Raw genomic sequence first — 23,870 nt, 5'->3', positions numbered from 1 at the left:
TTTCTTTTTTCTGCACATTTCCAAAGATGGAAATGGATCGCCAAGAGTGGTAAAAAGTCGCCTCTAACCAACCAAAAACCGACGCCAACCACCCGTCAATCGGCTAATTGGCAATCGAGGCGAGTTGACCAGGCATGGCGAACAAACGGCGGCGCCCCTCCGGCACGTGGGAATACACCATCAAGCGAGCTAAGCTTTTACCAAAGCCACTTTCGCTCACGTTCGACACTGAGGAAGAGGGCGATGCGTACGTCGCCCGCCTCGAGCAGTTGCTCGACGCCGGCATCGTCCCGGAGGAGGTCGTGCAGCAGCACGTCGCTCTCGTGACCACCGGCGACGCAATCCGGGCCTATTTGCGCCGCGTATCCGTCCCCGACTCTGACGTCCAGGTGCTTAATGCATTGCTCGGCCGTGAGGCCACAAAGGCGAAGGCGCTGTCTACGCTCGACTATCGATGGGTTGAGCAGTGGGTGACGAGCATGAAGCGTCATGACCATCTTTCACCATCGACGATCCGTCACTATGTAGGTGCGCTTGCTCGCTGCCTCGATTGGGTGGTGAGGTCCGGATCGCCGATGCTGGCAACAAATTCGATCCGGTTGCTCCCGAAGCGCTACGCGACCTATACCGAAGAAGACCGCATCGCAGTGGAGGCGCAGGACGTCGACGCGAAGGAGGACGTGCATCGTGATCGCCGGCCGAGCGACGAAGAGCTCGTGGAGATTCGGCGGTTGATGACAGGTGGAAAGCCGAAGGGTCGCGAGCGTGCCTTCGAACTACCGTATCGGCCGGCATTGGTGTTTCTCTTCGAGCTGGGTATCGAGTCGGCGATGCGTATGCGGGAAATGTACACACTTGAGATCGACCAGTTCGACGTCGGCCGGCGGACGGCCGCGCTCGAGCGGACAAAAAATGGGAGCAAGCGTGCGGTGCCGCTCACAACAGTGGCAATCGCCGCTTACGAGCGCTACATCGCAGCCGTGACCGACCGGGATCCCGAAATGAACGGCTTCACCTTTGACAGAGGCCAACTATTTCCCTGGGTGGGCGACATGGAGGCATCGATCCGCGCGGAAGGCGTGCCGCTGCTTCGGAGAAAGGTGCTAGCCCGCGTGTCGTCGCGCCTATCGGCTCAGTTTGGACGGATCTTCGATGCGGCCGGCTGCTCGGATCTTGTGTTCCATGATCTCCGGCATGAGGCGACGTCGCGATTGTTCGAGCGGACCACGTTGAACGATATCCAGATTGCGAAGATCACCGGGCACACGAATCCGAAGGTGCTGATGAGGTATGCGAACCTGAGAGGAAGTGACTTGGCGGAGAGGCTGTGGTGATCTGCTACTATGAGCTCGAACAATCTTCTTTGGGGGGGCTCGACTATGAAGCTGATGTATACCGGACTCGACGGCGAGTATGTGTCCGGACACGTACAAGAAATCGTGAAAGGCCGTAAATACACGCTTTGTGAAGAGAATGGTCTGCCACGAGTAATCGAAATGTGGGCGCCATCGGGGCTGCGAATCCCGTACTACTTCGACACGGTCGAGATTGATGGTGACGATGTGTATGGAGTTTCGTCGGTGAATTATTCCCCGCGAACGAAGGTCGGTAGTCGTGCGATGGTGCACTAAGTCTAGCGTGATGAATTGGGAATGCCCCGGCCATCTGGCCGGGGGAACTGATCAGTCAGGCCGCCATTGCGGTCGGCGCCGTATCCACATCAGGGAGGCGGGGAAGCGGGCGGGCCTTTCGACCCAGGCGTCGTGGATCAGTGGCGGAAAGTTGCTTTCGGATCGCCTTATCTACGCGCGCTTCGGTCGCCGGCGATCCGCTGCGGATCTGTTCGATTCGCTTCTGCGTTTGCGCCTGTACCTGTTCACGCAGGTAGGCCACAACATCATCTTCGAGAAAGACCCATGCGCGGCCGATCTTGGCGCCGAGGATGTCGCCACGATGAACGATATCCAGGAGCGTGGTGCGGTCGATCTTGAGGAATTCCGCGCATTCGATCAGGTCAAGCGTGCGCATCCAATCCTCCCGTCTTTCGTTGCGCGAAGTGGTGTTCGAGCCATGCAATCGCGTCGCTCGGCGAGCCAAGGGCGCCCGTCACGCGTCGACGAGCATTCATCGCGCCGCACTCGCGGTAGGTGATCTTGACGGCACCGGCCGCGATCGCTGCCTGGCGCATCGACATCGCGATATCGAAATGCTCGTCGGCCGTGTCGGCATGCTGGATCCACTTCGCGTTCACGCCGATCGTGTGGACCATCGCAAGCAGCTCGGCCGTCGTGTCAGCGATCAGATGCGACATTTTCATGCGGCCGAAACGGCCTGCTGGATAGAGGTACATATCGTCGACGTATACGGTCATGATCGGTCCCCTCGAAGTTGGCGAATGCGTTGATGCAGCTCAGTCGATTTGCCCGTCGGAAGATCCCGCTCATAGATCGCTACGAGTTGGTTCCAGTTGTCGAGAATGCCTTTGAACGTAGGGATTGCCGCCGCGATATCAGAAAAGCGACCCCGGATCTCCGGAACTGCTTTCACTAGGCGGTAGCACCGGCCGAAATCTGCGGGATCGTAAGGAGCATCTAGCTCATGGGCGAGAGACTTTGCGCGTGCAACTACTGCAACCATCGATTCGGACGAGACTCCGGTGTCGCCGGCGATGTACCAGCGAACGATCTTTTGCAGGGCCTGTTTGTTGAGTGCTCTGCTCATTCGGCATCTCCCGTTTCGAGCGAACCGGTATCGCGGTATTGATATACACCAGTCCGTGCGGCCTTACCCTCGTCGATGAAATACTCCCGCCTCGGTGAAAGTATGGCGGGCACCTGGTCGGAGGATTCACCGGCGACAATGCCACCGATCGCATAGCGACCCTGCAGGATGCGGACCGCCTGCTCAACGCATGCCTCGCTCGCTGATTTTGGAAATGACGCGAGTGCGGCGCCGAGATGCGCGAGCGCGGCTTGGATCCGGCCGCACGCGAGCTGAAACACGTAGTCGCTGCTCGAGCGCAGGCGGCCGTCGTCAATCCCTGCGAGCAGTGCAGCCCGATACTGGCCCATCGTCTGAAAGGTTGCGGCGTGCGCCGAGTCAGCGATGAGGGCGCGAAGCGTCGACATGGGAGCAGCTGCAGGCGTTTGGTCGACGTCGGGAGCGTCGCCGGCGTTGAGCCGGCTGAGAATGTTGGCCGACAGCTTAGGATGCGTATCGGCACACGACCGGGCATAGGCGAGCATCGCCGCCGGCGCGTGCTGGTCGCAGTCGAGATCCAGCACGAAGTACTCGCAGCCGTGATGCTTGCCGCCGGGCTGGTCGCTACCGTCGACGCGGCGCACGTCGAACTTGCGAAACAGGCCCTGCTGTTCACTCGGCTTCGCAGCATCGCGCTCAGCCAGGGCAGCGATAGGCCAATAGCGACGGTCGCCGGTTTCATCTTGCAGGTATTCGGCGTTCCCGCTGGTCACGTGGATTTTGTTCTCGGTCATGGTGACTGTCTCACTTCGATTGATTGGGAATCGCGCGGTCGAGCTGCATCAGCCCCGTCTCGAGCGTGACGCCGGCAGTGGCCGCCCACGCGCGGGCGTCCTGCGCGGCTTTGTGGCGCACGAACGAACCGACCTCGTCGGCCATCAGGTCGAGCAGTTCGACGTCGGCCGCGTGCGATATCTCGGCGACCAGGTCGCGGATCGTGGCGCGTAGCGCTTCGATCCTCTCGGCTCTGCCTCGGCGGGCAACCGCCGAGGCATCGTTCACCTGGATAGGTTTGCGCCGCGCCCGCGGCGCTTCGTTCTTCTGGATCGCTTTTGCGGGCGCACGCCCGCGTTTTTCGGTCGCGATTGCCTTGCCGTCGACGCTCGCGAGCGCGATAGCTGTGCGCTGTTTTCCGTGTTCCCGCTTACGCGACAGCGGACGTGGGGTAGAAAGAGCCGGGCGCGGAGTCATTTGGCGGCCTCCTGCCACGATGCGAGCGGGCAACCCGTTGCATCAAGGCCGAGGCGTGCGCGAAGATCAGAGGCTTCCTTGGGGCTGAATGCCGCCGGCAGCTCTCTCAGCTCAGGCGTCAAGTCTGCATCGTTCTTCGGCGTGATTCGCTCGGCCCAGCGGATGATCTTGTCCGCGACCGAGCGAATGTGCTTGGAGGAAGCGTGGCCGTTGGCAAATGTATCGATCAGCGAACGCGCACTGTGTTGGAGTGCCTGGTCGTGCGTTCGGAAAATGCGAGTGGTGCTGAAGAGCTTGAGCGGGCCACTCGATCCGCCCTGGCTGTGCGAGTATGCGATCGCGTAGATCCACGCGTTCTGTTCGATCTGAGCTAGCTCGATGGATGCGAGAGGATCGGAAACCTTCACGTTGCCAGACGGGAGGGTCCATGTATCGACCTCTTCGAATACGCCATGCTCATTCATCGGGCTGACTTCCCACGCGCGAGGTTCAGCCGCAGTTGAGGGCGTCTTTCTCGTGGCCGGTTTCGCATCGAGCAGGTCCGCGAGCGGCATGAGGACATCATGGACTACATTCCGGGTCGGCTCGAGCAGCTTCCCGAAATTGACGTCGTGAAGAACTGCCTGCAGCGCACACAACAGTGACTTTGCTTGCGGCGCGGTGATGCCCTTGGTCTTCGAGTTCGCGCGTGCGGCGCTCAGGTGCTTCTTCGTGACCTTGCTTTTGCCTGCCTCCTTCGCCTTCGAAAGTCCGGACACGATGCGTTCGAGCGCCTTGTCGGCGCCATGTGTGCGGATTTCCTCGATCGCGAGCGTGCCAGCGATCGAGCCGTCGCGTACGAGCGCATGCAGCTCGGCCGGTGCCTTTTCCAACAGCGCCGCGTCTCGGATCGACTGCTCGCTGATGTTGAGGCGTGCGCAGATCGCCTTCGAGTCCATTCCGTGAACGTCGCGCAGCTCGGCGATCGACGTGGCGAGATCGAGCGGAGAGGAGGCTTTCGATACGTTGCTCACGTACCCGTCGATCACCATTTCCGACCGCTTCACGTCACGCGCATCCCGCACGACGATCGGAATCTTTCCGAGGTCTTTCCCGGCCTTGATCGCCGCGCCTGCTGCGAGATACCGGTGTTGGCCCTTGTAGACGTAGAAATAGTCCTTGCCGTCGACCTTGCGTGCGTAGCAGTGGAGCGGCGAACCCTTGTCGTAGCCGTTCTGGATCATGAGCGACGCGAGGTCTTTGACCCACTGCTGGTCGACCGGGCGGACGTTGTCGCGCGGGTCATAACGAAGCGACTCGTACGGCGTCATCCAGAGATCTGCCGACGTGGCACCGGCAGCAGCAGCGGCAGCCTTGGTGTTGCCCGTGACGATCGGTGCGTCGAGCTGAAGGGCATGCGTGCGAATGTTCATACGGCACCTCGCGCGAGCAGGGCGGAGAAGTGGCGAACGATGGGGCGGGCGAAGCAGATCGCGCAGATGATGGCGACGATGGCGACCGCGTACGTCCGGCCGTCGATCGCTGCCAAGATCCAGAGAAGCGAGTCGACCAGGCCGAGTGCAGCGCCGACGACGCGGCGATGATCGTCCTCGCTGCCCGTGAGCAACCATACGGCGAGACACGTGGTGATGGCGATGGCGAAGGAGAACATTATTCGGGATCCTTGAGTTCGAAGTGCCGGCCGCGGCTGCCGCATGCGCCGGTCCAAATTGCGATGAGATTGGGAATGGAGCGCTGATAGTCCGCGCGGGCGGTCGACGCGTAGCGGATCGGCTCGCCGGTCGTGAGACTGACTCCTTCCGACGTGCTTGGATGCAGGCAGAGAAGTGCGGAGCCGGGTTGCGGAATCACCGGTCGCTCGTCATGACTGATTGGCGTCGGTGCATTCAGCCCATAAAAGCGGCAGTCGGTGCAATGCTTCATGCCGGCACCTTCGCGCTGCGCTTACTGCGGCGCTTAGCGCGCTCGGCTGCTGCCTCGATCGCGTCTTGGGCGGCTTGCTCCGCTGCTTTCCGTTTCCGGCGCGAAGCATTGATTGCGCTTTCGCAGTCGCCTTCGCTGGGAATCGAGATCTGGGTGCGGACGACATGCGTGCCGTCCATGATCAGGTATTCGGTGTAGATGCTGTCCTGGATCGGGCGGCGCATCACTACGGTCTGGCCGATGAGGATCGGCGTCGAGGGACGGCGGGCTTCACGGTTGTATCGGACGATTGTCCGCAGGCCGAGGGTGTCGCCGCGCGGGGTGTCAGGTTCGAAGCGCTTGATCTGGCGGGGCATCGTGTTATTCCTCTTCGCTTTCGCCGGCCGCGCGACTCTTGATGTCGACGTGTCTGGCGTGTGGTTGCTTGTCGCGCGACCGGAGCGCAGCGCAGTTGGCGAGGCAGATCCGGAGGGCGGGATTGGTCAGAGAGGCGGAGGCAGGACCGGGCAGGCAGCGAAGGCGATGTTCGCGGGCGATTACTTCGTCGGACATCAGATCCGTCGCCGCCATGTCCGGATCACCCCGCGTTCGTGGTCGTGGTGACGAGGCTGATGCGACTGACCATCGACATTTCAGCGCGGAATGTACTCACGGCAACGGCGATGAAAATCACGATCAGGACTGCGGCGCCGCGAGCGCGGCTGGTATGGGCGTTGTTGTTCCGGCTCATGGCTACACCTGCGGGCGGGCGTGCGAATGCACTGCCGGAGCGGCCGGGACATCGTTGCCGGGAACGAGATTCACGAAAATCACGACCAGGGCGGCAACGATCGTGAGACGCCAGGCAGCGGACGACTCGATCGGCTTGGCGGGCGGAAAGTGACTTTTCTGCAGTTCCTGCAGCGCCGCACGTCGGGCCGGGCCGTGCGCGTCAAAGATGGGTTTCATGTAGGTCTCCGGTGGACGCGTCGGGTGACGCGTTCCGCCGGAGAATATCCGCATACGGAATTACGTGTCAATCCATATACGGATATTTCTGTTTCGAAATTGCACTAACAAATGGGGTTCGATTGCCGCGTGCGGAATTCGGATCAGTCCTTACGCCCCCACATCCTTGCTGCGCAGACTTGAGCCGCAACAGACAGCGCAGCGTCGAGCCATGCGTAGTCGTTGAGGTAAGTGGCGGCGACGAAGCCGATCGTCGTGATTGCGGCAAGCGATGCATTGCCGCGTTGGCGTGGAGAGGTGGCTGATGTTCGTCTGGGGCTCTTCAGCTTGCCGGCGAGGCTAGTGAGGCCGCGTACAAGGAGCGGAATGAACTCGGTTTCGAGACCTGTCGATGTGGAATCGAGAGAGCCATCTGCACGCAATAGGACGAGTGCAGCCGCGACAGCGTGCGGCCCGTTTGATTCGAGGCGAGTGCTGAGGTGTGATGCGATTCGCAGGTGCCGCGCTTCGAGATTGGCGGCGGCTGGCTGCTTCGCGATGTTTGCGGCTTTATGGCGCCGCGTTCGATATGACGAGAGGTTCGTTACTGTTGCTTGTGCCTCAATTTCGGCGGCGTTTTCGTGCTTGTGGGTTGTTGGTCTCATTTTCGCTCAGCGTATCCGTGGTTAGATCACGTTGAGCGACGCCTGCGACGAGCGCGCGCTCGTCACTGGTTGCCGGAATCGTCTCCGACACCGTCGTCAATTCGCCAGCACTGCCTTTGCTGGCTTCGTAAGTCGCCATCACAAATTCGGCGAAGGCCCGAATCTTCTCTTTCTCGCTGGCCGGAAGGTCAGCAAAGCGCCTGGGGTCGACAGGAAGCGCATTCGTCCCTTCAGCGCGGTCCTCATCTTCAAGCAGCTGCGCAATCGAGATCCCGAACGCGGATGCGAGCTTGTACGCGGTCGACAGTTCGGGTTCCGTGCCCAGGTTGAGGACGCGGTGAATGGAGCTCTGCGACATCTTTGCCCGTTCGGCGAGTTTGGCCTGCGTGTCGGCGGCTGGCACTCTGCCCATCCAGAGGCGCACTTTGTCGGCCAACAGCTTCCGCATTGAAAAGTCTTTGCTCATGTGGGGAATCATTCCATACATGGAATTCCCTATGAGGAAGTTTGGATTGTGTGTAAAATTCCGCATACGGAAGTTTTCCGCCAAATTTTCCAATGAGGTGTGCGATGAAGGGCAACCGCGAACCGATGCTCGACACCGTGCTACGGCGTCTGAATCAGGTGAAGGGCGATTGGCCCCGAATCGCAGACGAAAGCACGGTTCCTTATCAAACGATCACGAAGATCGCGTGCGGCTTCGTGCGCGATCCACGGATCTCGACCGTCCAGACGCTTTACGACTATTTCGAGGATCAGTCGGAGCAGGGGGCTGGAGATCCCGATGCAACTGGTGACAGTAATCACGGACCGCATTGATCTGGAGTCGGCGTGATGTCCGATGCCCTTCATCGTAAGGGCGGCACGCCCGGGTAAACAGAATGAAAGTCCACATCCACCAAGAACAGACGGGGCTCCAATGACCTGCCGATATAGCGGGACCGATTGGCTTGACGTTCTCTACACGTCGATTCGCAACACGCCGGGCGGGGTGTCGGATGCGGCACTTTTCCTGACTGCTCGCCGTGGGCGATCGATCTCGGTTGAGGCGCTGCGACTGCGTCTCCGTGCGGTCGACGAGAACCGCCTCTCGATGGAAATGTTCGTGTTGCTGCTGAAGTGGATGGAGGAGCACGGGTCTCCTCATGCGCTGGACGCTCTCTATGCGCTGAACGAGCAGTTCGGCCTACGCACATCTGAAGCCGATGCGGAGCCGTCGCAGGATTCGTCGGTCGCGCTGATTGCCGAAGCGCTCAAGATCGCGACGCATACGGGTGAAGTCGCTGAATCCGTGCGCGTAGCGCTCGAAGACAACGTCATCAGTGAAGATGAGGCGACGACCATCACGACGGCAGCACGTGCGCAGCAGCGGGCGCTCGACCGCCTTATCCAGCATCTTCGCACCGTAGTGCGGAGCCCGAAGCGCCTGTTCGTTCGCGACTGAACCGCTGCTATGCGATTCATTCCCGGAATGCAGTGCTGCAACGTGTATCGCGAGCAAGCAGGCCTGTCGTGCGACTACGGCAACCAGTTGTGCTGCGCCAGCTCGGCGCTCGAGCGCATGGCGAATCGCATGCCGTCGGGTATCCCGCGTCTTCTCAATACGCTGTTTGACACGTTCCCTGCCTCGGCCGGGTACGTGATGCAGCACGCACTACGTTATTCCGATCCTGCCGTCGCACTCGACATTGCGGCGAAGTATTGCGCGTCGATGCAGTCACGCGCAGATCGGTTGGCATTCAAAGACCAGGTCGCCGGCTATCTCAGCGCTGAGCAACTGGCGACATTCGAAGAACACACTCTCGCCGAATTTCATCGGCGAAAGGCATCAACCAACCGGGGGTAACAAAGTGACTTTGTCTCAGTCATCCGCACTTCGCACGCGCCACAATCGCGTCCGCCGACTCAATACGAGCCCTTCGTGCATGTCCTTCGCTGCCGGGCGCGCTCAATTCCGCCTTCACATTACGTCCCGCAAATTCTGGATCGGAGCGTAAGCCTTGTCCTCGATCGATCAGATCATCGCGCAGCTCGATGCTGCGGGGCACCCGCGATTGCCCGACGGACACCCCATCGCGGACGGTAAGCCGCACCGCTATGGCCCGAAAAAGAAGCACTGGTATTCGTTGCATGAGGTCGTCCGCGCCGGGCAGGTTGTAGGTTATGCCGGCGCGTTTGGCGAGTGGAGTGCGGACGACAACGGGGCGCAGAAATTCGTTTGGCAGGGTGGCACGCTTCCACCCGATGTGCTGGCCGAAACACGGCGGAGGCAGGAAGCAACGGAGCGAGCCGAGGAAGAAATGCGCCGGAATGCAGCAAAGCTCGCCGCGAATCGCGCGCGGCAGCAGTGGGGTGACGCATCGGAAGACGGGGCGTCACCCTATCTCGAGCGCAAGCAGATTACGGCGGAGGGCGTACGGTTTGCCGAAGACGGGACACTGTACGTTCCCCTGCTGAAATACACCGTCGACGGCGCCCGCATGGTCGGTCTCCAGAAGATCACGCCCGACGGTGCGAAGCGCTTCAACAAGGGCACCGAAAAGAAGGGCGCGGAATGCCGCCTCGGCACATCGAGCGCTGACGACAAGGTCGTGATGATCGCAGAAGGCTACGCGACCGCACGTACGATCCGTATGGCGACCGATGGTGCGATCCCGGTATCCGTGTGTTTCGACGCCGGCAACATCATGTTAACGGCGCAAGCGCTGCGCGACGCATATCCAGACGTGCATATCTTGATCTGCGCTGACGACGACTGGAAGGTCGAGCAGCAGATGAGGAACTGGCTCGTCGACAAACTCGGCTATGCCGGCGACCTGGTCGTCGGCGCCGATCCGGTCGAGATCCAGCATCGCGGCATTGTTCATAGCGTGAGCGCGGAAATCGGCCAGATCCACGGAGGCGTTCCCTTCGTCGAGCTGCGCATTGTCGTCGAGTCGCGTCCTGAGCAGGTCAAGCGATTCGAAAACACGGGTCGCATACGAGCGGAGGAGGCGGCAGCAGCCGTCGGTAACGCGAGTGTCACGTTCCCGGCCTTCTCGAACCGTGAGGACCGCAAGCTCACGGACTTCAACGACCTGCATTGCGAGGAAGGCTTGCACGTCGTCAAAGAGCAGATCGCCCGCGCGATCCTCGCTGTTTTGGCGCCGGCCGCGAGCGATGTGAAGCCGTTCCCACACCTGCATGCTGTCGAGTCGGTCGCTGACCCATTGTTCGACCAGGCCGTCGCTGCAGTTCGTGAGGCTCGGCGTGCATCGGTGTCACTCGTGCAGCGTCAGCTTCGGATCGGCTACAACCGTGCGGCTCGGCTCCTCAGTGATATGGAGAAAGCCGGGATCGTGTCGGAAGAGAACGACGGCGGTGCTCGTCGTATTCTCGATGCCGGCGATGCGTTGCCCCCTTCGTCTGCTGGCGCTGCAGATGATGAACTGCCCCCTGAGGAAGCGCGGCAGCCTCGGTCGTGGTACGCGGATCTGCGCCGCACGAATAGCGGAGCATTGCTGCCGACCGTCGACAACATCTTCGCGATCCTGTCCAACGATCCGAAGTGGGACGGTGTTCTCGGCTTCGAGCTGTTCGCGCTGCGGATCGTGAAGCTGAAGCCGCCCCCGTTCCCCGGTGGCGAAGTGGGCGAATGGACCGATCGCGACGATGCGCGTTGTGCATTGTGGCTAGGCCAGCGATACGCGGTCAGTCCGCGCGCGGATCTGATCTCCGACGCTGTTTTCCTTGTTGCTGAGCGCAATTCTTTTCACGAGGTGCGTGACTACCTCGCCAGCTTGACGTGGGACGGGACGCCGCGGCTGCAGAGCTGGCTTGTCACGTACTTGGGTGCTGAGGATACGGAGTACGTGCGCTTGGCCGGGTTCAAGTGGCTTGTGGCATCGGTCGGTCGCGTCATGAAGCCCGGCTGCAAGATGGACAACGTCCTGATTCTCGAAGGCGCGCAGGACGCTGGCAAATCGTCTGCGTTCCGGACAATCTTCTCGCAACGCTGGTTCACCGACGCGAACATCATCATCGGCGACAAGGATTCGTATGCGGTGATGGCGGGGAAGTGGGTGATCGAGCTGGCCGAGCTCGATGCGCTCTCGAAGTCCGAGTCGTCGAACTCGAAGCGCTTCTTTTCGACCGCAGTCGATACCTATCGGCCGCCCTATGCGAAGCGCGCGATCGACGTGCCACGTCAAAGCGTATTCGCCGGCACCGTGAACTTCGACACGTACCTGAAGGACGAATCGGGCAACCGTCGTTACTGGCCGGTGAAGGTGGCTGACATCCTGAACTTGAAGGACCTCGCGGCCGATCGCGATCAGATCTGGGCCGAGGCGTATCAGACCTATTGCGAGTGGGACACGGCGAACCTTGAGGCCGATGGTGCTATTCCGGCTCCATGGCAGGTGTTGGCGCATGAGAAGCCGCTGTTCCGTGTCGAGCAGGATGCGCGCTACGAAGGTGACGTGTTCGAGCCGATGATCGCGCGATTCATCGAGATGAAGGATCGCGTCACGATGGAAGAAATCCTCGGCGAGTGTTTGAAGCTCGACATGTCGAAGTGGACGCCGGCCGAACAGCGCCGCATCGGCAAGGCGATCAAGTCGATCGGCTGGATCCGGAAGCGGGAGACGAAGGGCGGCCGGGAGTGGTATTACGAGCGGCCGGAGCAGGTCGAGATCATCGCACGGCCTGCGTCAGCAGCGCTCGCGACAGCGGAGGCAGGTGATGAATCGTGCTTCTGATTATCGCGTTCTCGCCGCGCCGATCGCGTCTTTCTTCGCATCGTGTCAGCGTCTTTTGTCGCGCCAACTCGGCACATTTGTCGCGCCGCGTCAGCCGATTTGGCGCGCTTCGAGTCGTCCCATGTCCCGACGTCCCAAGCATATCGCCTCGCGTACGTGTGCGTATGCGTGCGACGTGCGCGACGTGAGCGCGTGGATGAGCGCACGTCGCAAGCGCGCGCACGCGCACCTGACCTTCTTTCCTTGGGACAGTGGGACAGTAGGACGAGATAAGAAACGGGGGGAGCGATGATCGACCTGAAAGAACGAGCCGGGACAGCAATGAACGTGCAGAGTCAGCTGAACGATCAGGCGGTCGACGGTGAAACCACGTTGGCTGCTCTCGCGTTTGCTGGTGAACTCGGAAAGTTACTTTGGCACATGAAGTACGGTCAGGATGTGACGTACGTTCATGACGTGAAGCGCTCACCGTTTCGCCGTGCGGTGCTGCTCCTGTCGCAGACCATCCGCACATCGCGGAAGTTTTCGCGAGTGAAGTTCACGGGCCTGGATCGCCAGCAGGCACGCGACAAGCGACGTGGCTGCAAGGTCGAGGTGGCGAAGGCCGACATCGTCGAGCGATTCGCCCGCCGCGTGATTGTCGAATGGTGCGCGGATCTCTGCGTCGACTGCGATGGTCGGGGTGTGCTCGGTCGCTCGCATGGCGATGAACGTGCCGGACGCGACGTTGAGTGTCCGAGCTGCATGGGGCGTCGGAAGATGATTGTCGACGAGCAGCGCGTTCCGTTCGCCCATAACGGGCGTGGCCCGATGGTGTTTCGCGAGCTGGACGCATGTTCGGTATGTGACGGAAAGGGGCGACTTAACCTCTCCGCGTACGTTGCACGTGTTGGCCGGCAGATCTGTCGCAGCTGCGCGGGAACTGGAAAAGCCGCGATCGACGAACCAGCCCGTGCACACGCGCTCGGCATTACGTTAGAGCTATACCGATCGCAATGGCCCCGACATTTTGTCGCCGCACTCGCGCTGCTCGACAAGATCGATGGCAGCGTGTCAGACACGGTGCGGCGGAAGATGCAACGATGAAAATCTTGCAAACCAAGAAACTCGCGCATAAAATTCGGCCATCCTTTACCGAGTCACTGGATATTCGCTGGCACCGCGCGTTAGTCGTGCAAACCTCTCGGAGACATAACAACAATTAAGGGTGCCCGTTAGGTCAGTGGGAGGCGTTCGCCTTCACGAAATGAAATTCTCGAAGCCTCGAGCGCGAAAGCCTCGAGGCTTTTTGCATTGGGGTGCCGTATGGCAGGACCTGCCGTCAAGTTCAACGTCGATGACTCGGACTTCGAGAAAGCGCTCGCGGATCACATGACGCGCAAGATGCCGAGCATCGCTGCGAAGGCTCTGAACGCGACAGCGCGTGAAGCGCAAACCGCGCTGAAGACGGCGATGCCGCAGTACTTCGACCGGCCGACGCCGTGGACGATGAGGTCGACGCGTGTCGTGTCGGCCACGTCGGCTCGCCTGGCTGCGTCGGTCGGCTTCAAGGACGAGGCGTACAAGGGAACGCCCGCAACAAAGTACCTGTTGCCGCAGGTCGATGGCGGAGGTCGCGGCGTGAAGCGGATGGAGAGTGCGCTTCGTCGCATCGGTCTGCTTCGCGGCGACCAGTTCGCTGTTCCGGGTGGTGGTGCGACGCTCGATGCGTACGGCAACGTTGCGCGATCGCAAGTGATCCAGGTGATGTCGTACCTGAATGCATTCGCCGAACAAGGGTATCGAGCGAACATGACGCAGAAGCGTCGGGACTCGCTGGCTCGCGGCCGAAAGGGAACGCGTGGCTTCAGCTACTTCGCATTGGTCAACGGCGAAGGCAAGTTGCCGCCCGGCATCTACCGTCGGACGAACTACGGCGTCGATCCGCGCATCAGTCACCTCGCGTACGGGGCGGCGAAGCCAGTGTTCGTGTTCACGCGTGCACCGAACTACCGGCCGCGCTTCCCATTCGCGCAGATCGTGACCGACAGCATCAACGCGAGGTTGCTTCCGAACCTGAGCGGCGCGTTCCGCCTGGTCTACCCGTGATCGACGGGCGGCCGGGGCGCGGGCCGGTCGGGGTCGCGAATTTCGCGGACGGGTAGGGGAAACCACTGATGGCAGCGCGAAAAATCGGCGGGTCCTCCCCCTGACCCCGGCCGCACGGGTAATTCGAGCCACGCACTCCGCACGGTGTCGGGCCTTTTTCAGGGTGGTCACTCGGGTGGTCGGGTGGTCATTTTTTGGTGGTCAGGGTGGTCATATGCCTGAGATGAGCCAGCGGGCCTTTGCCCGTCACATGGGCGTGGCGCTCAATGCCGTGCAGAAGGCCCTGAAGTCTGGGCGGATCGCGCTCACCGCGAACGGAAAGATCGACTCCGACGTCGCAGTCGGAGCCTGGCGCCGCAACACGGATGAGAGCCGGCGGTCATTTACGGACCTGTCACGGTCGACTCTCGCGCTGTCGGGTGAAAGCGCCATCCCTCCGGCTGAAGCCGACGACGATTTTCCAGCTGCCGCAGGGTCGAGCGATCCGCACATGTCTGCATATCGCGCTGCACGTGCAGAGCGCGAATCGACGCGCGCGCAACGTGAGCGGATGGAGCTGGACCGGGATCTCGGAAACCTGCTGGCGCTCACAGACGCGAACCGGATCGCATTCACCGCGTTCCGTACGCTGCGCGATCTCGTGATGAACGTGCCCGTACGCGTGAAGGATCAGCTCGCGGCAGAGACGAGCGCGGCGCGAGTCGAGGCGATTCTGGAAGAAGAGCTGGCGCGCGCGCTGTCGTCAATCGACGTGCAGCAACTGATGCACGATGACGATATGGAAGACGACGATGGGAGCGATCGACAGCTTTCTGAAGACGATACAGGAGGCGATTCGCCCTGATCGGCGTATCGGCATCGCCGAATGGTCCGAGAAGCATCGCATCCTGCCGGAGAGCAGTCCGGAGCCTGGACCATGGCGTAACGCACGCACACCGTATCTCGTCGGCATCATGGATGCGCTGTCGGGTCAGCCGAGCATGGTTACGCGTTATGCACATGACGATACGCGTCCATTCGATAACAGCGGCGTCGTGATCGTCGGGTTGCAGAAAGGGCACCAGTTGGGCGGGTCCGCACTCGGCGAAAACTTCATTGGCCGCAGCATTACGACGGCGGCCGGGAACATCCTCGCGGTGTTCGCGACGAAGGACGACGCCGAGAAGTGGGAGATGGATCGCTTCGAGGCGATGCGCACGTCGACCGCGGCATTGCGCAAGCGTGTAAAGGACGCGAATCGCAAAGGCAGTGCGAACACGAAGCTGCGCAAGCGCTTCCCTGGCGGGATCATGAATCTCGTCAGCGCGACGCGCGCCGGCCGGCTGAAGTCGACGACGGTGCGGTATGTGCTGCTGGAGGAGGTCGACGAGTACGAGCAGAACGTCGACGGTCAGGGTAATCCGATCGATCTGGCGATCAACCGTACAAGTAACTATGGCCGTCGCGCGAAGATCTTCGCGAACAGCACGCCGACGATCAAGCGGCGTTCGCAGATCGAGCGCCTGTACGAGCGCGGCGACCAGCGGCGCTATTTCGTCCCCTGTCCCGAGTGCGGCGCTGCTCAGTTCTTCGAATGGAAGAATTTCCGTCGCGTCGACGATGAGTCGCGCACGGTGCTCTGCTACTGCCAGGCCCCGGGGTGTGGCGTTGGAAGCCCGGAGCACGCCTGGAAAGCCGGCTACGGCCGTTCGTACTGGATGCCGACCGCGCCGGGCGATGGTAAGGCCGCAAGTTTCCACCTGAGCGCGCTATACGCGCCTCTTGGATGGCGCCCGTGGTCGGATCTGATGGACGACTGGGAGGCGAGCGAGCAGGACGTCGAGAAGCGAATTGCTTTCACGAACAACGCGCTTGCTGAGTGCTGGGAGGACAAGAGTGCGGAGGTCAAATGGGAGGCAATCAAGCGCCGCGCAGAGCCGTACGCGCAGCGCACGATTCCTACCGGTTGCCTGGTGCTGACGGCGGCGGTCGACACCCAAGATGATCGCCTTGAAATGGAGATATCCGGCTGGGGGCGCGGTATGCGCAACTGGACGATCGATCACATCGTCATTCGCGGCGATCCCGCGACGCCTGAGCCATGGCTCGCAGTGGACAGAGTGCTCGACACGTCGCTCGTGAACAGTTTCGGCGTTTCTATGCGGATTGAAGTGTGTGCCGTCGACACCGGTGGTCACCGCACGCAAGATGCATACGACTACTGCCGCACTCGGACGCACCGGGGCGTATTCGCGGTCAAGGGAGCTTCTGTCCGGCATCGTCCGATTGTCGGCAAGCCAACGGACCAGGACGTGAAGAAAGACGGTCGTGTCCTCAAGGGGGGCGTGAAGGTGTGGCCGGTCGGCACGGACACCGCGAAGGATCGGATTTTTGGTGCGCTGGCGGCCGATGAGGAACGGGAGGTGTCCGAGCGCCGCATGCGGTTCTCGATGGACCTCGACGACGAGTACTTCGAGCAACTGTGCGCCGAGGTCTACAACCCGTCAAAGGACCGATGGGATCGCCTGCGCAAGCGTAACGAAGCGCTCGATCTGAAGGTCTACAACTTCGCGTGTGCCTATCACCCCCGCTTGCGGCTCAACGCATATCAGGATGCCGATTGGGCGGCGATCGAGATCGTCGTCGAACCGCGTGTTCGCGATCTCTTCGCGGCATCTACCGGGGAGCATGCGACCCGTTCGGATGCACAGCTCGTGGACGAGATGGATGACCCGAGCGATGCGCTTGATGATCAGTCGACCAGCGTGTCTGCTGTCGAGGAAGTTGAAACTGCCGTTGCTGCTCCGGAGCCAGTGGAGTCAGCGGGCCGTCCTGCGCGCGCAGGGTGGGTCCCACGGCGCGAGAACTGGCTGACGAGGCGTTAGATATGGCATTCACTCAAAACGACCTGATTGCGGTCGAGCGGGCAATCGCCAGTGGCGCATTGACTGTCGAATACAACGGGAAGAAGACGACGTTCCGCAGTGTCCAGGAACTGCTGGCTGCTCGCGACCTGATCAAGGCAGACGTCGCGGCCGCCAGCGGAACGGGCGGCCGATCGCGCGCAAGCATTGCCATCATCGAGCGGTTCTGACATGAAGATGAATTTTTTCGAGCGAATGATCGCGTCGGTTTCGCCGGAATGGGGCATGCATCGTATGCGTGCGCGAATGGCGCTCGATGCTGTTCGCGGCTTTGATGGCGCGAAGCGTGGCCCGCGCGCGGCAGGCTGGCGCGTAGGCGGGGCGAGTGCGAATGCCGAGCTGGCGCCAGCCCTTGCGACCCTGCGAAACCGATCGCGAGACCTGATCCGGAACAACGGCTACATCAAGCACGCGCTCAACGTGAAGGTCGCCAACCTGGTCGGCACAGGGATTCGAGCGAAGTTCGCTGACAAGAAGCTTCAGAAGTTGTGGAAGCGGTGGATCAAGCAATGCGACGCGGCTGGCTTGCTCGACTTCAACGGCATCCAGGCGCAGTGCTACCGGGCAATGGAGGAATCCGGCGAGGTGTACGTGCGTTTCCGCGTTCGCCTGGCGGGAGACGGGCTTGATGTACCTCTGCAGCTTCAAGTGCTCGAATCTGACTACCTGGACAGCACGAGAACCGGCCCGACCGACAGCGGGGGATTCATCATCACCGGGATTCAGTTCGACGCGATTGGGCGACGCGTCGGCTACTGGTTCTTTGATCGGCATCCTGGCGAAATCGCCACAGTGCCCCGTGACATGCAAAGTCACTTTGTGCCTGCATCCGAAGTGATTCACCTGTTCGATGCGATCAAGCGACCAGGCGCCGTGCGCGGCTTTCCGGAATTCGCGACGTCAATCTGGAAGGTGCGTGATCTCGATGAGTATCAGGACGCCGAGCTGGTACGAAAGAAGATCGAAGCGTGTTTCGCGGCCTTCGTCAAAACCAACGACGATAGCTTCCAGGCGGGCAGACCGACATCGTTGGCGGGGGCGGGCGGTGACGGTCCTCGCGTCGAGGCACTGTCACCCGGCATGATCGAATATCTGCGGGCAAACGAAGAGGTGCAGTTCGCGGCGCCCGCTGCAAGCAACGGCTACGAGGAGCACGTGCGGATCGAGTTACGTGCGATTGCGGCCGGCGCAGACCTCACGTACGAGCAACTGACCGGCGACTACTCGCAGGTCAATTTCACGAGTGGTCGCATGGGCAAGATGGAGTTCAAGCGAATCATGGAGCAGAAGCAATGGCTCATCGTGATCCCGATGCTATGTGAACGGGTAGCCTCGCGATTCGTCACGACCGCATATCTTGCGGGCAGGACCAAGTTGACCGACTGCGATGTTACGTGGACGCCGGAGCGAATCGAATTCATCGATCCGATGCGCGAAGCCTCCGGGTTGATTGCGTTGATCGAGGCCCGGCTCAAGAGCCGCGTGCAGGGTATTCGCGAGCTCGGTGACGATCCGGAGGAAGTCGACGGCGAAATTCTCAGCGATACGCTTGACGCTGATCTGCCACAGCCGAGCGGCAAGGTAACTGCCGTTACCAGCCGCGCTCAACGACGACGACCACCTGTCGACGCTGCCTGACCGGTTCTTTTCTCACCACGCCCGCCTATGCGGGCGTTTTCATTTGGAGGCGAGCATGCCCCGAAGCAATACGGATTCGACCGACCCGCAGGCGCGGAGCACGTCGATGCCGATCATGACGCGGCAGATGCCTGTTGGCACTGTCAATCAGGACGCGCGAACGGTCGATGTCGTGTGGACCGCCGGCGCTCAGGTGCTGCGGTACGACTGGTATCGCGATCGCAGCTACCTCGAAGAGCTGAGTACCGAGCCCGGTGCTGTGCGCATGGAGCGTTTGCAGTCCGGCACGGCGCCGGTTCTCAACAACCATGACGGGTGGAGCGGTCTCGATGCTGTCCTGGGCGTTGTGCAATCGGCTGATATCGATTCGGCCGACGGCTCGGGCACGGCGACGCTTCGATTTTCGCGCCGGCCCGACGCAGATCCCGTCTTTCAGGATGTTGTTGACGGCATCTTGCGGAACGTCTCGGTCGGCTATCGAACCTATCGCGTCGACATGATCCCGCCCGGACAGGAGGGTAATGACCAGTGGATCTACCGCGCTGTCGACTGGGAGCCGAACGAGATCTCCATGGTGCCGATCAATGCGGATGTCGGCGCAACTACACGCGGTGCAGGAGCGCCGCGCTCCGAACGTTCTTACCCCTGCGAGTTCGCCGAACGTAATGCAGGAAATCAAGCCAGCGGCGCGAATAGCTCGCCGAACCACCAAGGAGTTGTGATGCGTGTCCAAGACCAAAGCCAAAACGATACCCGTACCCAGTCGACGCCCGTACAAGCCCCGGCGCCGGCATCCCCCGACGTCGCTACGCAGCAAGCCGAGAGTGCGCGTGCTGAAGGAGCGCAGGCCGAGCGCCAACGCGTGATCGATATTCGCCAAGCGGTGCGCGCGAGCACGCTGGACGACCAGGACGCGCTGATTACCGGCTTCATCGATCAGGGCATCGGCGCGGACGCAGTGCGTGCGCACGTTCTGCGCATGCAGGCAGAGCGCTCTGCCGCTGCCGGTATCCGTGGTCAAGCGGATATCCAAACGGTCCAGGACGAAGCGGATACGCGTCGTGAAGCGATGACGGATGCGCTCATGCATCGAATCAACCCGCGCCACGCGCTGACCGACGTCGCACGCCAGTATCGCGGCATGAACCTGCGCGAGCTGTGCCGTTCTGGCCTGGAGGCCGCGGGCGTCGATACGCGCGGTATGGACGTGCGTGCACTGGCCGGCGCGGCGCTCGGGATGGGGGCGCGCGGTGCCTACAACACGACGTCGGATCTTCCGGTCGTCTTCGGCAACGTGATCAATCGCACGCTGCGTGAGGCGTACACCGCCGCACCGCGTTCGTTTTCGGCCTGGGCGCGTCAGGGCATGCTCACCGATTTCCGCGCTGCGACGCGCGTGATGGTGGATGGCGCGATCAAGCTCGAAAAGGTGAACGAGGCCGGCGAGTACAAGTATGGGTCGCTCGTTGACGGTGGCGAGGTGATCCAGCTCGGCACGTACGGGAAGATCGTCAACTTCACGCGAGCGATGATCATCAACGACGATCTGTCGGCACTCGAACGCGTCCCGGTGTTCTTCGGCCGTGCGGCTGCGAACCTCGAATCCGACCTGGTCTATTCGGCGCTGACCGGCAACGTGAAGATGTCGGATGGCAAGGTGCTGTTCGATGCGGCTCACAGCAACGTCGGAGCAGCTGGCGCGATTGGGATCGACACGCTCTCGGCGGGCCGCTCGGCAATGCGTACGCAGAAGGCTCCGGGAGACGGTACGGCGCTCAACCTGGCGCCCAGGTTCCTGATCGTGCCGGCGGCGCTCGAAACGGCGGCCGGGCAGTACACCAGCAACCAGTACACGCCGAACGTCGCGCGAGAGCAGAACCCGTTCTTCGGTGTGCTGACGCCGATCGTCGAGCCCCGCCTCGATGCGATCAGTCCCGACGCCTGGTATCTCGCAGCTGATCCGTCCGTGATCGATACGGTCGAGTACTGCTATCTCGAAGGCGAGGAGGGTCTGTACACCGAGCAATCGCTCGATTTCGACGTCGACGGCCTGAAGGTCAAGGCACGGCTCGATTTCGCGGCGAAGGCGGTGGACTTCCGGGGCCTGTACAAGAATCCGGGCAAATGATGCATGCGCTGCGCTCCCAGTGAGCGCGGCACTGTCGGCATATCAATTTCTACAGGAGTCTGACGATGAAAAACTACATTCAGAAAGGAAACACGCTGACGGCCACTCTCGCGGCGGCCGTTGCATCGGGGCAGCTCGTGCTGCTCGGCAATTCGAAGACGCCCGCTGTGTCGACCGGTACGTTTGCAGCGAACATGCCGGGCGAGTACGCGCTCGAAGGCGTCTTCGAGGTTCCGGCGGATACGGCAGCGGTGGCCGTCGTTGGCGACCTGGCGTACTTCGACGACGCGGCCGGCGTGGTGACGGCGACGGCGGGTGACCATGCAGTCGCCGGCATCTTCGCGGACGTGAAGGCGGCGAACGCCGGTGTTGCGCGCGTGCGTCTGCTCCGGACGTCGTAACCATGTTCGATCCGTCCGTGATCTGGGCGGCGATTGCTGCCGTCGGGATGCTCAAGACGGCGCAGGTCGATGGGGTTGCGGATCCGGTGCAGATCGGATTCGAAACGCCCGACCTGCTTGAGCTTGGGGCACAGGTGACGGTCGCGGAGTACCAGATGGAGTATCGCGCGCAAGACTTGCCGGACCTGGCGCGCGGTTCGGAACTCGCGATCGACGGCTCGCGCTATCGCGTGCGTAGGCCGCCACGCCGCAAGGGAGACGGCTACTTCATGATCGCTGATCTGGAGGAGATCAAGTGACCACGAAGCGAGAAATGTATATGCGGGATCTCGTTGCCCTGGTAGAGGCCGACATCGAGCTGCAGGCGCAGGGCGTGATCGTGGAGCGCTCCATCTTCGACGCGATCAGTCGGGAAGAAGGGCGCGTACTCGTGATCAGTCGCGGGCGCGACGTCATGGTCGACGACAACATCGGGCGGGTCACGCGGCGGTGTGAACTGCTGCTTACGGCGGTGATTCGCGCCAGCGCCCCGGACGGTGCCGCCGACGAGATCTTCGAACGCACTCATCCGATTGTGATGGCGTTCTCGTCTGACGATCTGCTCGGGGTCGTTGAAGTCGAGTCCGACGAGCCGCGCACCGCGAGTTCGGAGGGCGGGATCGGTGTCCTGACGATGAAGTACACGTTTGACTATCAGACGGCGACGAAGGCGCTGTAGCGCCGCCGCTCTATCCATATTGAAGGAGCCGACATGGCGAAATCCACCCGCAACACAGTCATTCTCGCGAAGCGGCAGGCCGCAATCGGTGCGCCGGCCATTCCGACGGGAGCTGACGACGCGATGCTGATCAGCAATCCGAGCCATACCCCTGTCGCAGCAACGATGGTCAGTCGAGACCTGATTCGGCCGTATTACGGAAGGAGCCAGGAACTGACTGCGGCTGCGCATACCGAACTGACGTTCGACGTCGAGATTGCGGGGGGCGGTGCTGCAGGTACGCCGCCGGCATGGGGGCGGCTGCTGACGGCATGCTACTTCACCGAGACGATCGAAGACGGCGTGTCGGTGAAATACGCGCCGGTGAGCGTCAAGCCGACCACGCCGCTGACGATCTACTACTACCTCGACGGCCTGCTGCATCAGTTGACGGATGCTTACGGGACCGTCTCGTTCGACATCACGGCGGGCGCGATCCCGAAGATGTCGTTCAAGTTCATGGGGGCGTACAACCCGGTGACGGATACGCCGTTGCCGGCTGGTACGGATTTCTCGAAGTTCCTGACGCCCAAGCTCGGCCTCACCGCGCACACGACCTGGTCGATGCACGGTTACACGGGCCCGCTGCAGCAGCTGTCGCTCGATATCGCGAACTCGCTCAACTGGTTCCAGCTCATCGGCGACGAAGGCGCAGAAGTGGACGATCGTCAGCCGACGGGGAAGATCGTCATGGAGCTCGGGAAGGTGTCGGACAAGGATTGGTGGACGGCATCGAAAGACGCTGTGCTCGGTCCGTTGTCGATCCAGCAAGGGCAGTCGGCCGGCAACATCGTGTTGTTCGAGGCGCCGCAGGCGCAGATCAGCAATCTGACCTACAGCGACCAAAACAACAAGGCGATGCTGAACGGCGATCTCGGCATCAATCCGGAAAACGGCAACGACGAACTGATCATCACGGTCATGTAATCGTCGACCAAAGTTGCTTTTTTTGATCCGCAATCACGGGCCGCTCTGCGGCCCTTTTCTATTTAGAGGACCGCAATGGCCTACGTTCTCACGCAACGTGCAGCATTCACCAACAAGGTCGTTATTCGCGAGCCGGGTGACTCTCCCGACGGGGCATTCGTCGAATCGACGTTTGTCGCGCGGTTCAAGTGGCTCAGCGAAGACCAGGTCACGGACATGATGAAAGAAAACAAACCGGTTCGTGTGGCATTGGGTGATCTCGTCATGGGTTGGTACGACCTGAACGACGAGTCGGGGCAGAGCATCCCGTTCAGTGCAGATTTGCTCGGGCAATTGCTCAGTCGCGGCCACGTTGCAGTCGCACTGTGGCAGTCCTTTCTCGATGGCCAGTCCGGCGCCCTGCGAAAAAACTGATCGATGCGGCGAGGCATTGGGCCGGGGCCTCGCCGCATGAGTTTCAGGTCGACGACGGAGTAGTCGACGCGCTCGCGGCGTTCGGTGCTCGACAGGACGACGTCGACGCGGCACGTGAGCGCGGAACGAAGAGCGACTTCGAGGTATTGCCACCGAACTGGAATGCGGTGCAGCTGTTTCTCGCGCTTACGACGCAATGGCGCTGCGTCGGGCTCGGAACGATGACGCGCTCGCAGATCGTACGAACCGGCATCGATTACGTCGCGGTCGAACCGGTCATGCGTGTGATGGGCATCAAGCGGCGTCGGCAGCGCGAGGCATTCGAGCAGCTGCAGGTGATGGAGCAGGCAGCGCTTGAGGTGCTGCATGCCGAGTTGACGTGAATCGTATTTATCCCGGCTCAGGGTAT

At 61.5% G+C, this 23,870-nt stretch carries 31 protein-coding genes; 18 read left to right on the top strand and 13 right to left on the bottom strand.

All coding sequences use genetic code 11. The features are described from left to right. The first annotated feature begins 134 nt into the window (after window positions 1–134). On the top strand, window positions 135–1,334 hold the full coding sequence (locus DIE13_RS21985) for a site-specific integrase (RefSeq protein ID WP_124829240.1): 1,200 nt from the start codon (window positions 135–137) through the stop codon (window positions 1,332–1,334). Window positions 1,335–1,686: 352 nt separating this feature from the next. Here the strand turns inward: DIE13_RS21985 and DIE13_RS21980 are convergent, their stop codons facing one another. The 13 genes from DIE13_RS21980 to DIE13_RS21925 all read right to left on the bottom strand — a co-directional run bounded on the left by DIE13_RS21980 (window position 1,687) and on the right by DIE13_RS21925 (window position 7,932). Beyond that, entirely contained in the window at window positions 1,687–2,028 is a 342-nt protein-coding gene (locus DIE13_RS21980) for a helix-turn-helix domain-containing protein (RefSeq protein ID WP_124829238.1), read from the bottom strand. Next, complete coding sequence (locus tag DIE13_RS21975) at window positions 2,015–2,371, bottom strand: DUF4031 domain-containing protein (protein WP_124829236.1); 357 nt, start codon at window positions 2,369–2,371, stop codon at window positions 2,015–2,017. Before DIE13_RS21975 ends, DIE13_RS21980 begins: the two co-directional genes overlap by 14 nt. Then, window positions 2,368–2,721, bottom strand: a complete 354-nt coding sequence (locus tag DIE13_RS21970) for a hypothetical protein (RefSeq protein WP_124829234.1) — start codon at window positions 2,719–2,721, stop codon at window positions 2,368–2,370. Before DIE13_RS21970 ends, DIE13_RS21975 begins: the two co-directional genes overlap by 4 nt. After that, window positions 2,718–3,494, bottom strand: coding sequence for a hypothetical protein (locus tag DIE13_RS21965; protein ID WP_124829232.1), 777 nt, complete (start codon window positions 3,492–3,494; stop codon window positions 2,718–2,720). The genes DIE13_RS21970 and DIE13_RS21965 overlap by 4 nt, the downstream gene beginning before the upstream one ends. 10 nt (window positions 3,495–3,504) lie before the next feature. After that, window positions 3,505–3,951, bottom strand: coding sequence for a hypothetical protein (locus DIE13_RS21960; protein WP_260435111.1), 447 nt, complete (start codon window positions 3,949–3,951; stop codon window positions 3,505–3,507). Further along, window positions 3,948–5,363 carry a pyridoxal phosphate biosynthetic protein PdxJ gene (locus DIE13_RS21955; RefSeq protein ID WP_260435109.1) on the bottom strand — a complete coding sequence of 472 codons (1,416 nt, stop codon included), beginning with the start codon at window positions 5,361–5,363 and terminating at the stop codon, window positions 3,948–3,950. The genes DIE13_RS21960 and DIE13_RS21955 overlap by 4 nt, the downstream gene beginning before the upstream one ends. Further along, entirely contained in the window at window positions 5,360–5,602 is a 243-nt protein-coding gene (locus DIE13_RS21950) for a hypothetical protein (RefSeq protein ID WP_124829230.1), read from the bottom strand. Before DIE13_RS21950 ends, DIE13_RS21955 begins: the two co-directional genes overlap by 4 nt. Beyond that, complete coding sequence (locus tag DIE13_RS21945; protein WP_124829228.1) at window positions 5,602–5,874, bottom strand: hypothetical protein; 273 nt, start codon at window positions 5,872–5,874, stop codon at window positions 5,602–5,604. Before DIE13_RS21945 ends, DIE13_RS21950 begins: the two co-directional genes overlap by 1 nt. Next, window positions 5,871–6,230 carry a beta-hexosaminidase gene (locus DIE13_RS21940; RefSeq protein WP_124829226.1) on the bottom strand — a complete coding sequence of 120 codons (360 nt, stop codon included), beginning with the start codon at window positions 6,228–6,230 and terminating at the stop codon, window positions 5,871–5,873. The genes DIE13_RS21945 and DIE13_RS21940 overlap by 4 nt, the downstream gene beginning before the upstream one ends. A 221-nt stretch (window positions 6,231–6,451) precedes the next feature. Further along, window positions 6,452–6,604: a hypothetical protein gene (locus tag DIE13_RS32965; protein WP_185731216.1), complete on the bottom strand. Its 153-nt coding sequence runs from the start codon at window positions 6,602–6,604 to the stop codon at window positions 6,452–6,454. A 2-nt stretch (window positions 6,605–6,606) separates the two neighbouring features. Further along, entirely contained in the window at window positions 6,607–6,822 is a 216-nt protein-coding gene (locus DIE13_RS21935) for a hypothetical protein (RefSeq protein ID WP_124829224.1), read from the bottom strand. Between the two features lie 143 nt (window positions 6,823–6,965). Next, window positions 6,966–7,466 (bottom strand): hypothetical protein, encoded by a 501-nt coding sequence (locus DIE13_RS21930; protein ID WP_124829222.1) that lies wholly within the window; start codon window positions 7,464–7,466, stop codon window positions 6,966–6,968. After that, complete coding sequence (locus DIE13_RS21925) at window positions 7,423–7,932, bottom strand: helix-turn-helix transcriptional regulator (protein WP_185731215.1); 510 nt, start codon at window positions 7,930–7,932, stop codon at window positions 7,423–7,425. The genes DIE13_RS21930 and DIE13_RS21925 overlap by 44 nt, the downstream gene beginning before the upstream one ends. Before the next feature lie 104 nt (window positions 7,933–8,036). Between DIE13_RS21925 and DIE13_RS21920 the strand changes: the two genes are divergently transcribed. The 17 genes from DIE13_RS21920 (at window position 8,037) to DIE13_RS21840 (ending at window position 23,844) form a co-directional block, all read left to right on the top strand. After that, window positions 8,037–8,285 (top strand): hypothetical protein, encoded by a 249-nt coding sequence (locus DIE13_RS21920; protein WP_260435108.1) that lies wholly within the window; start codon window positions 8,037–8,039, stop codon window positions 8,283–8,285. Window positions 8,286–8,385: 100 nt separating this feature from the next. Beyond that, window positions 8,386–8,910, top strand: coding sequence for a phage regulatory CII family protein (locus DIE13_RS21915; RefSeq protein WP_185731214.1), 525 nt, complete (start codon window positions 8,386–8,388; stop codon window positions 8,908–8,910). A gap of 9 nt (window positions 8,911–8,919) precedes the next feature. Continuing rightward, window positions 8,920–9,312, top strand: a complete 393-nt coding sequence (locus DIE13_RS21910; protein WP_124829218.1) for a hypothetical protein — start codon at window positions 8,920–8,922, stop codon at window positions 9,310–9,312. Window positions 9,313–9,466: 154 nt separating this feature from the next. Continuing rightward, complete coding sequence (locus DIE13_RS21905) at window positions 9,467–12,205, top strand: VapE domain-containing protein (protein WP_124829216.1); 2,739 nt, start codon at window positions 9,467–9,469, stop codon at window positions 12,203–12,205. Between the two features lie 288 nt (window positions 12,206–12,493). Continuing rightward, window positions 12,494–13,291 carry a hypothetical protein gene (locus tag DIE13_RS21900; protein ID WP_124829214.1) on the top strand — a complete coding sequence of 266 codons (798 nt, stop codon included), beginning with the start codon at window positions 12,494–12,496 and terminating at the stop codon, window positions 13,289–13,291. Window positions 13,292–13,510: 219 nt separating this feature from the next. After that, window positions 13,511–14,293 carry a hypothetical protein gene (locus DIE13_RS21895; RefSeq protein WP_124829212.1) on the top strand — a complete coding sequence of 261 codons (783 nt, stop codon included), beginning with the start codon at window positions 13,511–13,513 and terminating at the stop codon, window positions 14,291–14,293. 214 nt (window positions 14,294–14,507) lie between these two features. Then, window positions 14,508–15,137, top strand: a complete 630-nt coding sequence (locus tag DIE13_RS21890) for a hypothetical protein (RefSeq protein WP_185731213.1) — start codon at window positions 14,508–14,510, stop codon at window positions 15,135–15,137. Further along, a complete protein-coding gene (locus tag DIE13_RS21885; protein WP_124829210.1) occupies window positions 15,085–17,157 on the top strand; it encodes a phage terminase large subunit family protein in 2,073 nt (690 codons plus the stop codon). The genes DIE13_RS21890 and DIE13_RS21885 overlap by 53 nt, the downstream gene beginning before the upstream one ends. Window positions 17,158–17,159: 2 nt before the next feature. After that, window positions 17,160–17,366 carry a phage head-tail joining protein gene (locus DIE13_RS21880; protein ID WP_124829208.1) on the top strand — a complete coding sequence of 69 codons (207 nt, stop codon included), beginning with the start codon at window positions 17,160–17,162 and terminating at the stop codon, window positions 17,364–17,366. Between the two features lies 1 nt (window position 17,367). Further along, the gene (locus DIE13_RS21875; protein ID WP_124829206.1) at window positions 17,368–18,834 is read left to right on the top strand and encodes a phage portal protein; all 1,467 of its coding nucleotides are present in this window, start codon (window positions 17,368–17,370) and stop codon (window positions 18,832–18,834) included. A gap of 55 nt (window positions 18,835–18,889) precedes the next feature. Further along, window positions 18,890–20,962: a prohead protease/major capsid protein fusion protein gene (locus tag DIE13_RS21870; protein WP_260435107.1), complete on the top strand. Its 2,073-nt coding sequence runs from the start codon at window positions 18,890–18,892 to the stop codon at window positions 20,960–20,962. 65 nt (window positions 20,963–21,027) lie between these two features. Then, on the top strand, window positions 21,028–21,363 hold the full coding sequence (locus DIE13_RS21865) for a DUF2190 family protein (RefSeq protein ID WP_124829204.1): 336 nt from the start codon (window positions 21,028–21,030) through the stop codon (window positions 21,361–21,363). A gap of 2 nt (window positions 21,364–21,365) precedes the next feature. Further along, window positions 21,366–21,662, top strand: a complete 297-nt coding sequence (locus DIE13_RS21860; protein ID WP_124829202.1) for a hypothetical protein — start codon at window positions 21,366–21,368, stop codon at window positions 21,660–21,662. Beyond that, on the top strand, window positions 21,659–22,081 hold the full coding sequence (locus DIE13_RS21855) for a hypothetical protein (protein WP_124829200.1): 423 nt from the start codon (window positions 21,659–21,661) through the stop codon (window positions 22,079–22,081). Before DIE13_RS21860 ends, DIE13_RS21855 begins: the two co-directional genes overlap by 4 nt. Window positions 22,082–22,114: 33 nt before the next feature. Beyond that, window positions 22,115–23,047 carry a phage tail tube protein gene (locus tag DIE13_RS21850; protein ID WP_124829198.1) on the top strand — a complete coding sequence of 311 codons (933 nt, stop codon included), beginning with the start codon at window positions 22,115–22,117 and terminating at the stop codon, window positions 23,045–23,047. Window positions 23,048–23,122: 75 nt separating this feature from the next. After that, window positions 23,123–23,461 (top strand): hypothetical protein, encoded by a 339-nt coding sequence (locus DIE13_RS21845; RefSeq protein ID WP_124829196.1) that lies wholly within the window; start codon window positions 23,123–23,125, stop codon window positions 23,459–23,461. Beyond that, window positions 23,413–23,844 carry a DUF1799 domain-containing protein gene (locus DIE13_RS21840; RefSeq protein ID WP_221622216.1) on the top strand — a complete coding sequence of 144 codons (432 nt, stop codon included), beginning with the start codon at window positions 23,413–23,415 and terminating at the stop codon, window positions 23,842–23,844. Before DIE13_RS21845 ends, DIE13_RS21840 begins: the two co-directional genes overlap by 49 nt. The last annotated feature ends 26 nt before the right edge of the window (window positions 23,845–23,870 follow it).

It is taken from the genome of Burkholderia sp. Bp9016, from assembly GCF_003857765.1.
GTDB lineage: Bacteria > Pseudomonadota > Gammaproteobacteria > Burkholderiales > Burkholderiaceae > Burkholderia.
The sequence above is the reverse complement of the archived record's forward strand: the minus strand, read 5'-3'. Positions and strand labels throughout refer to the sequence as shown.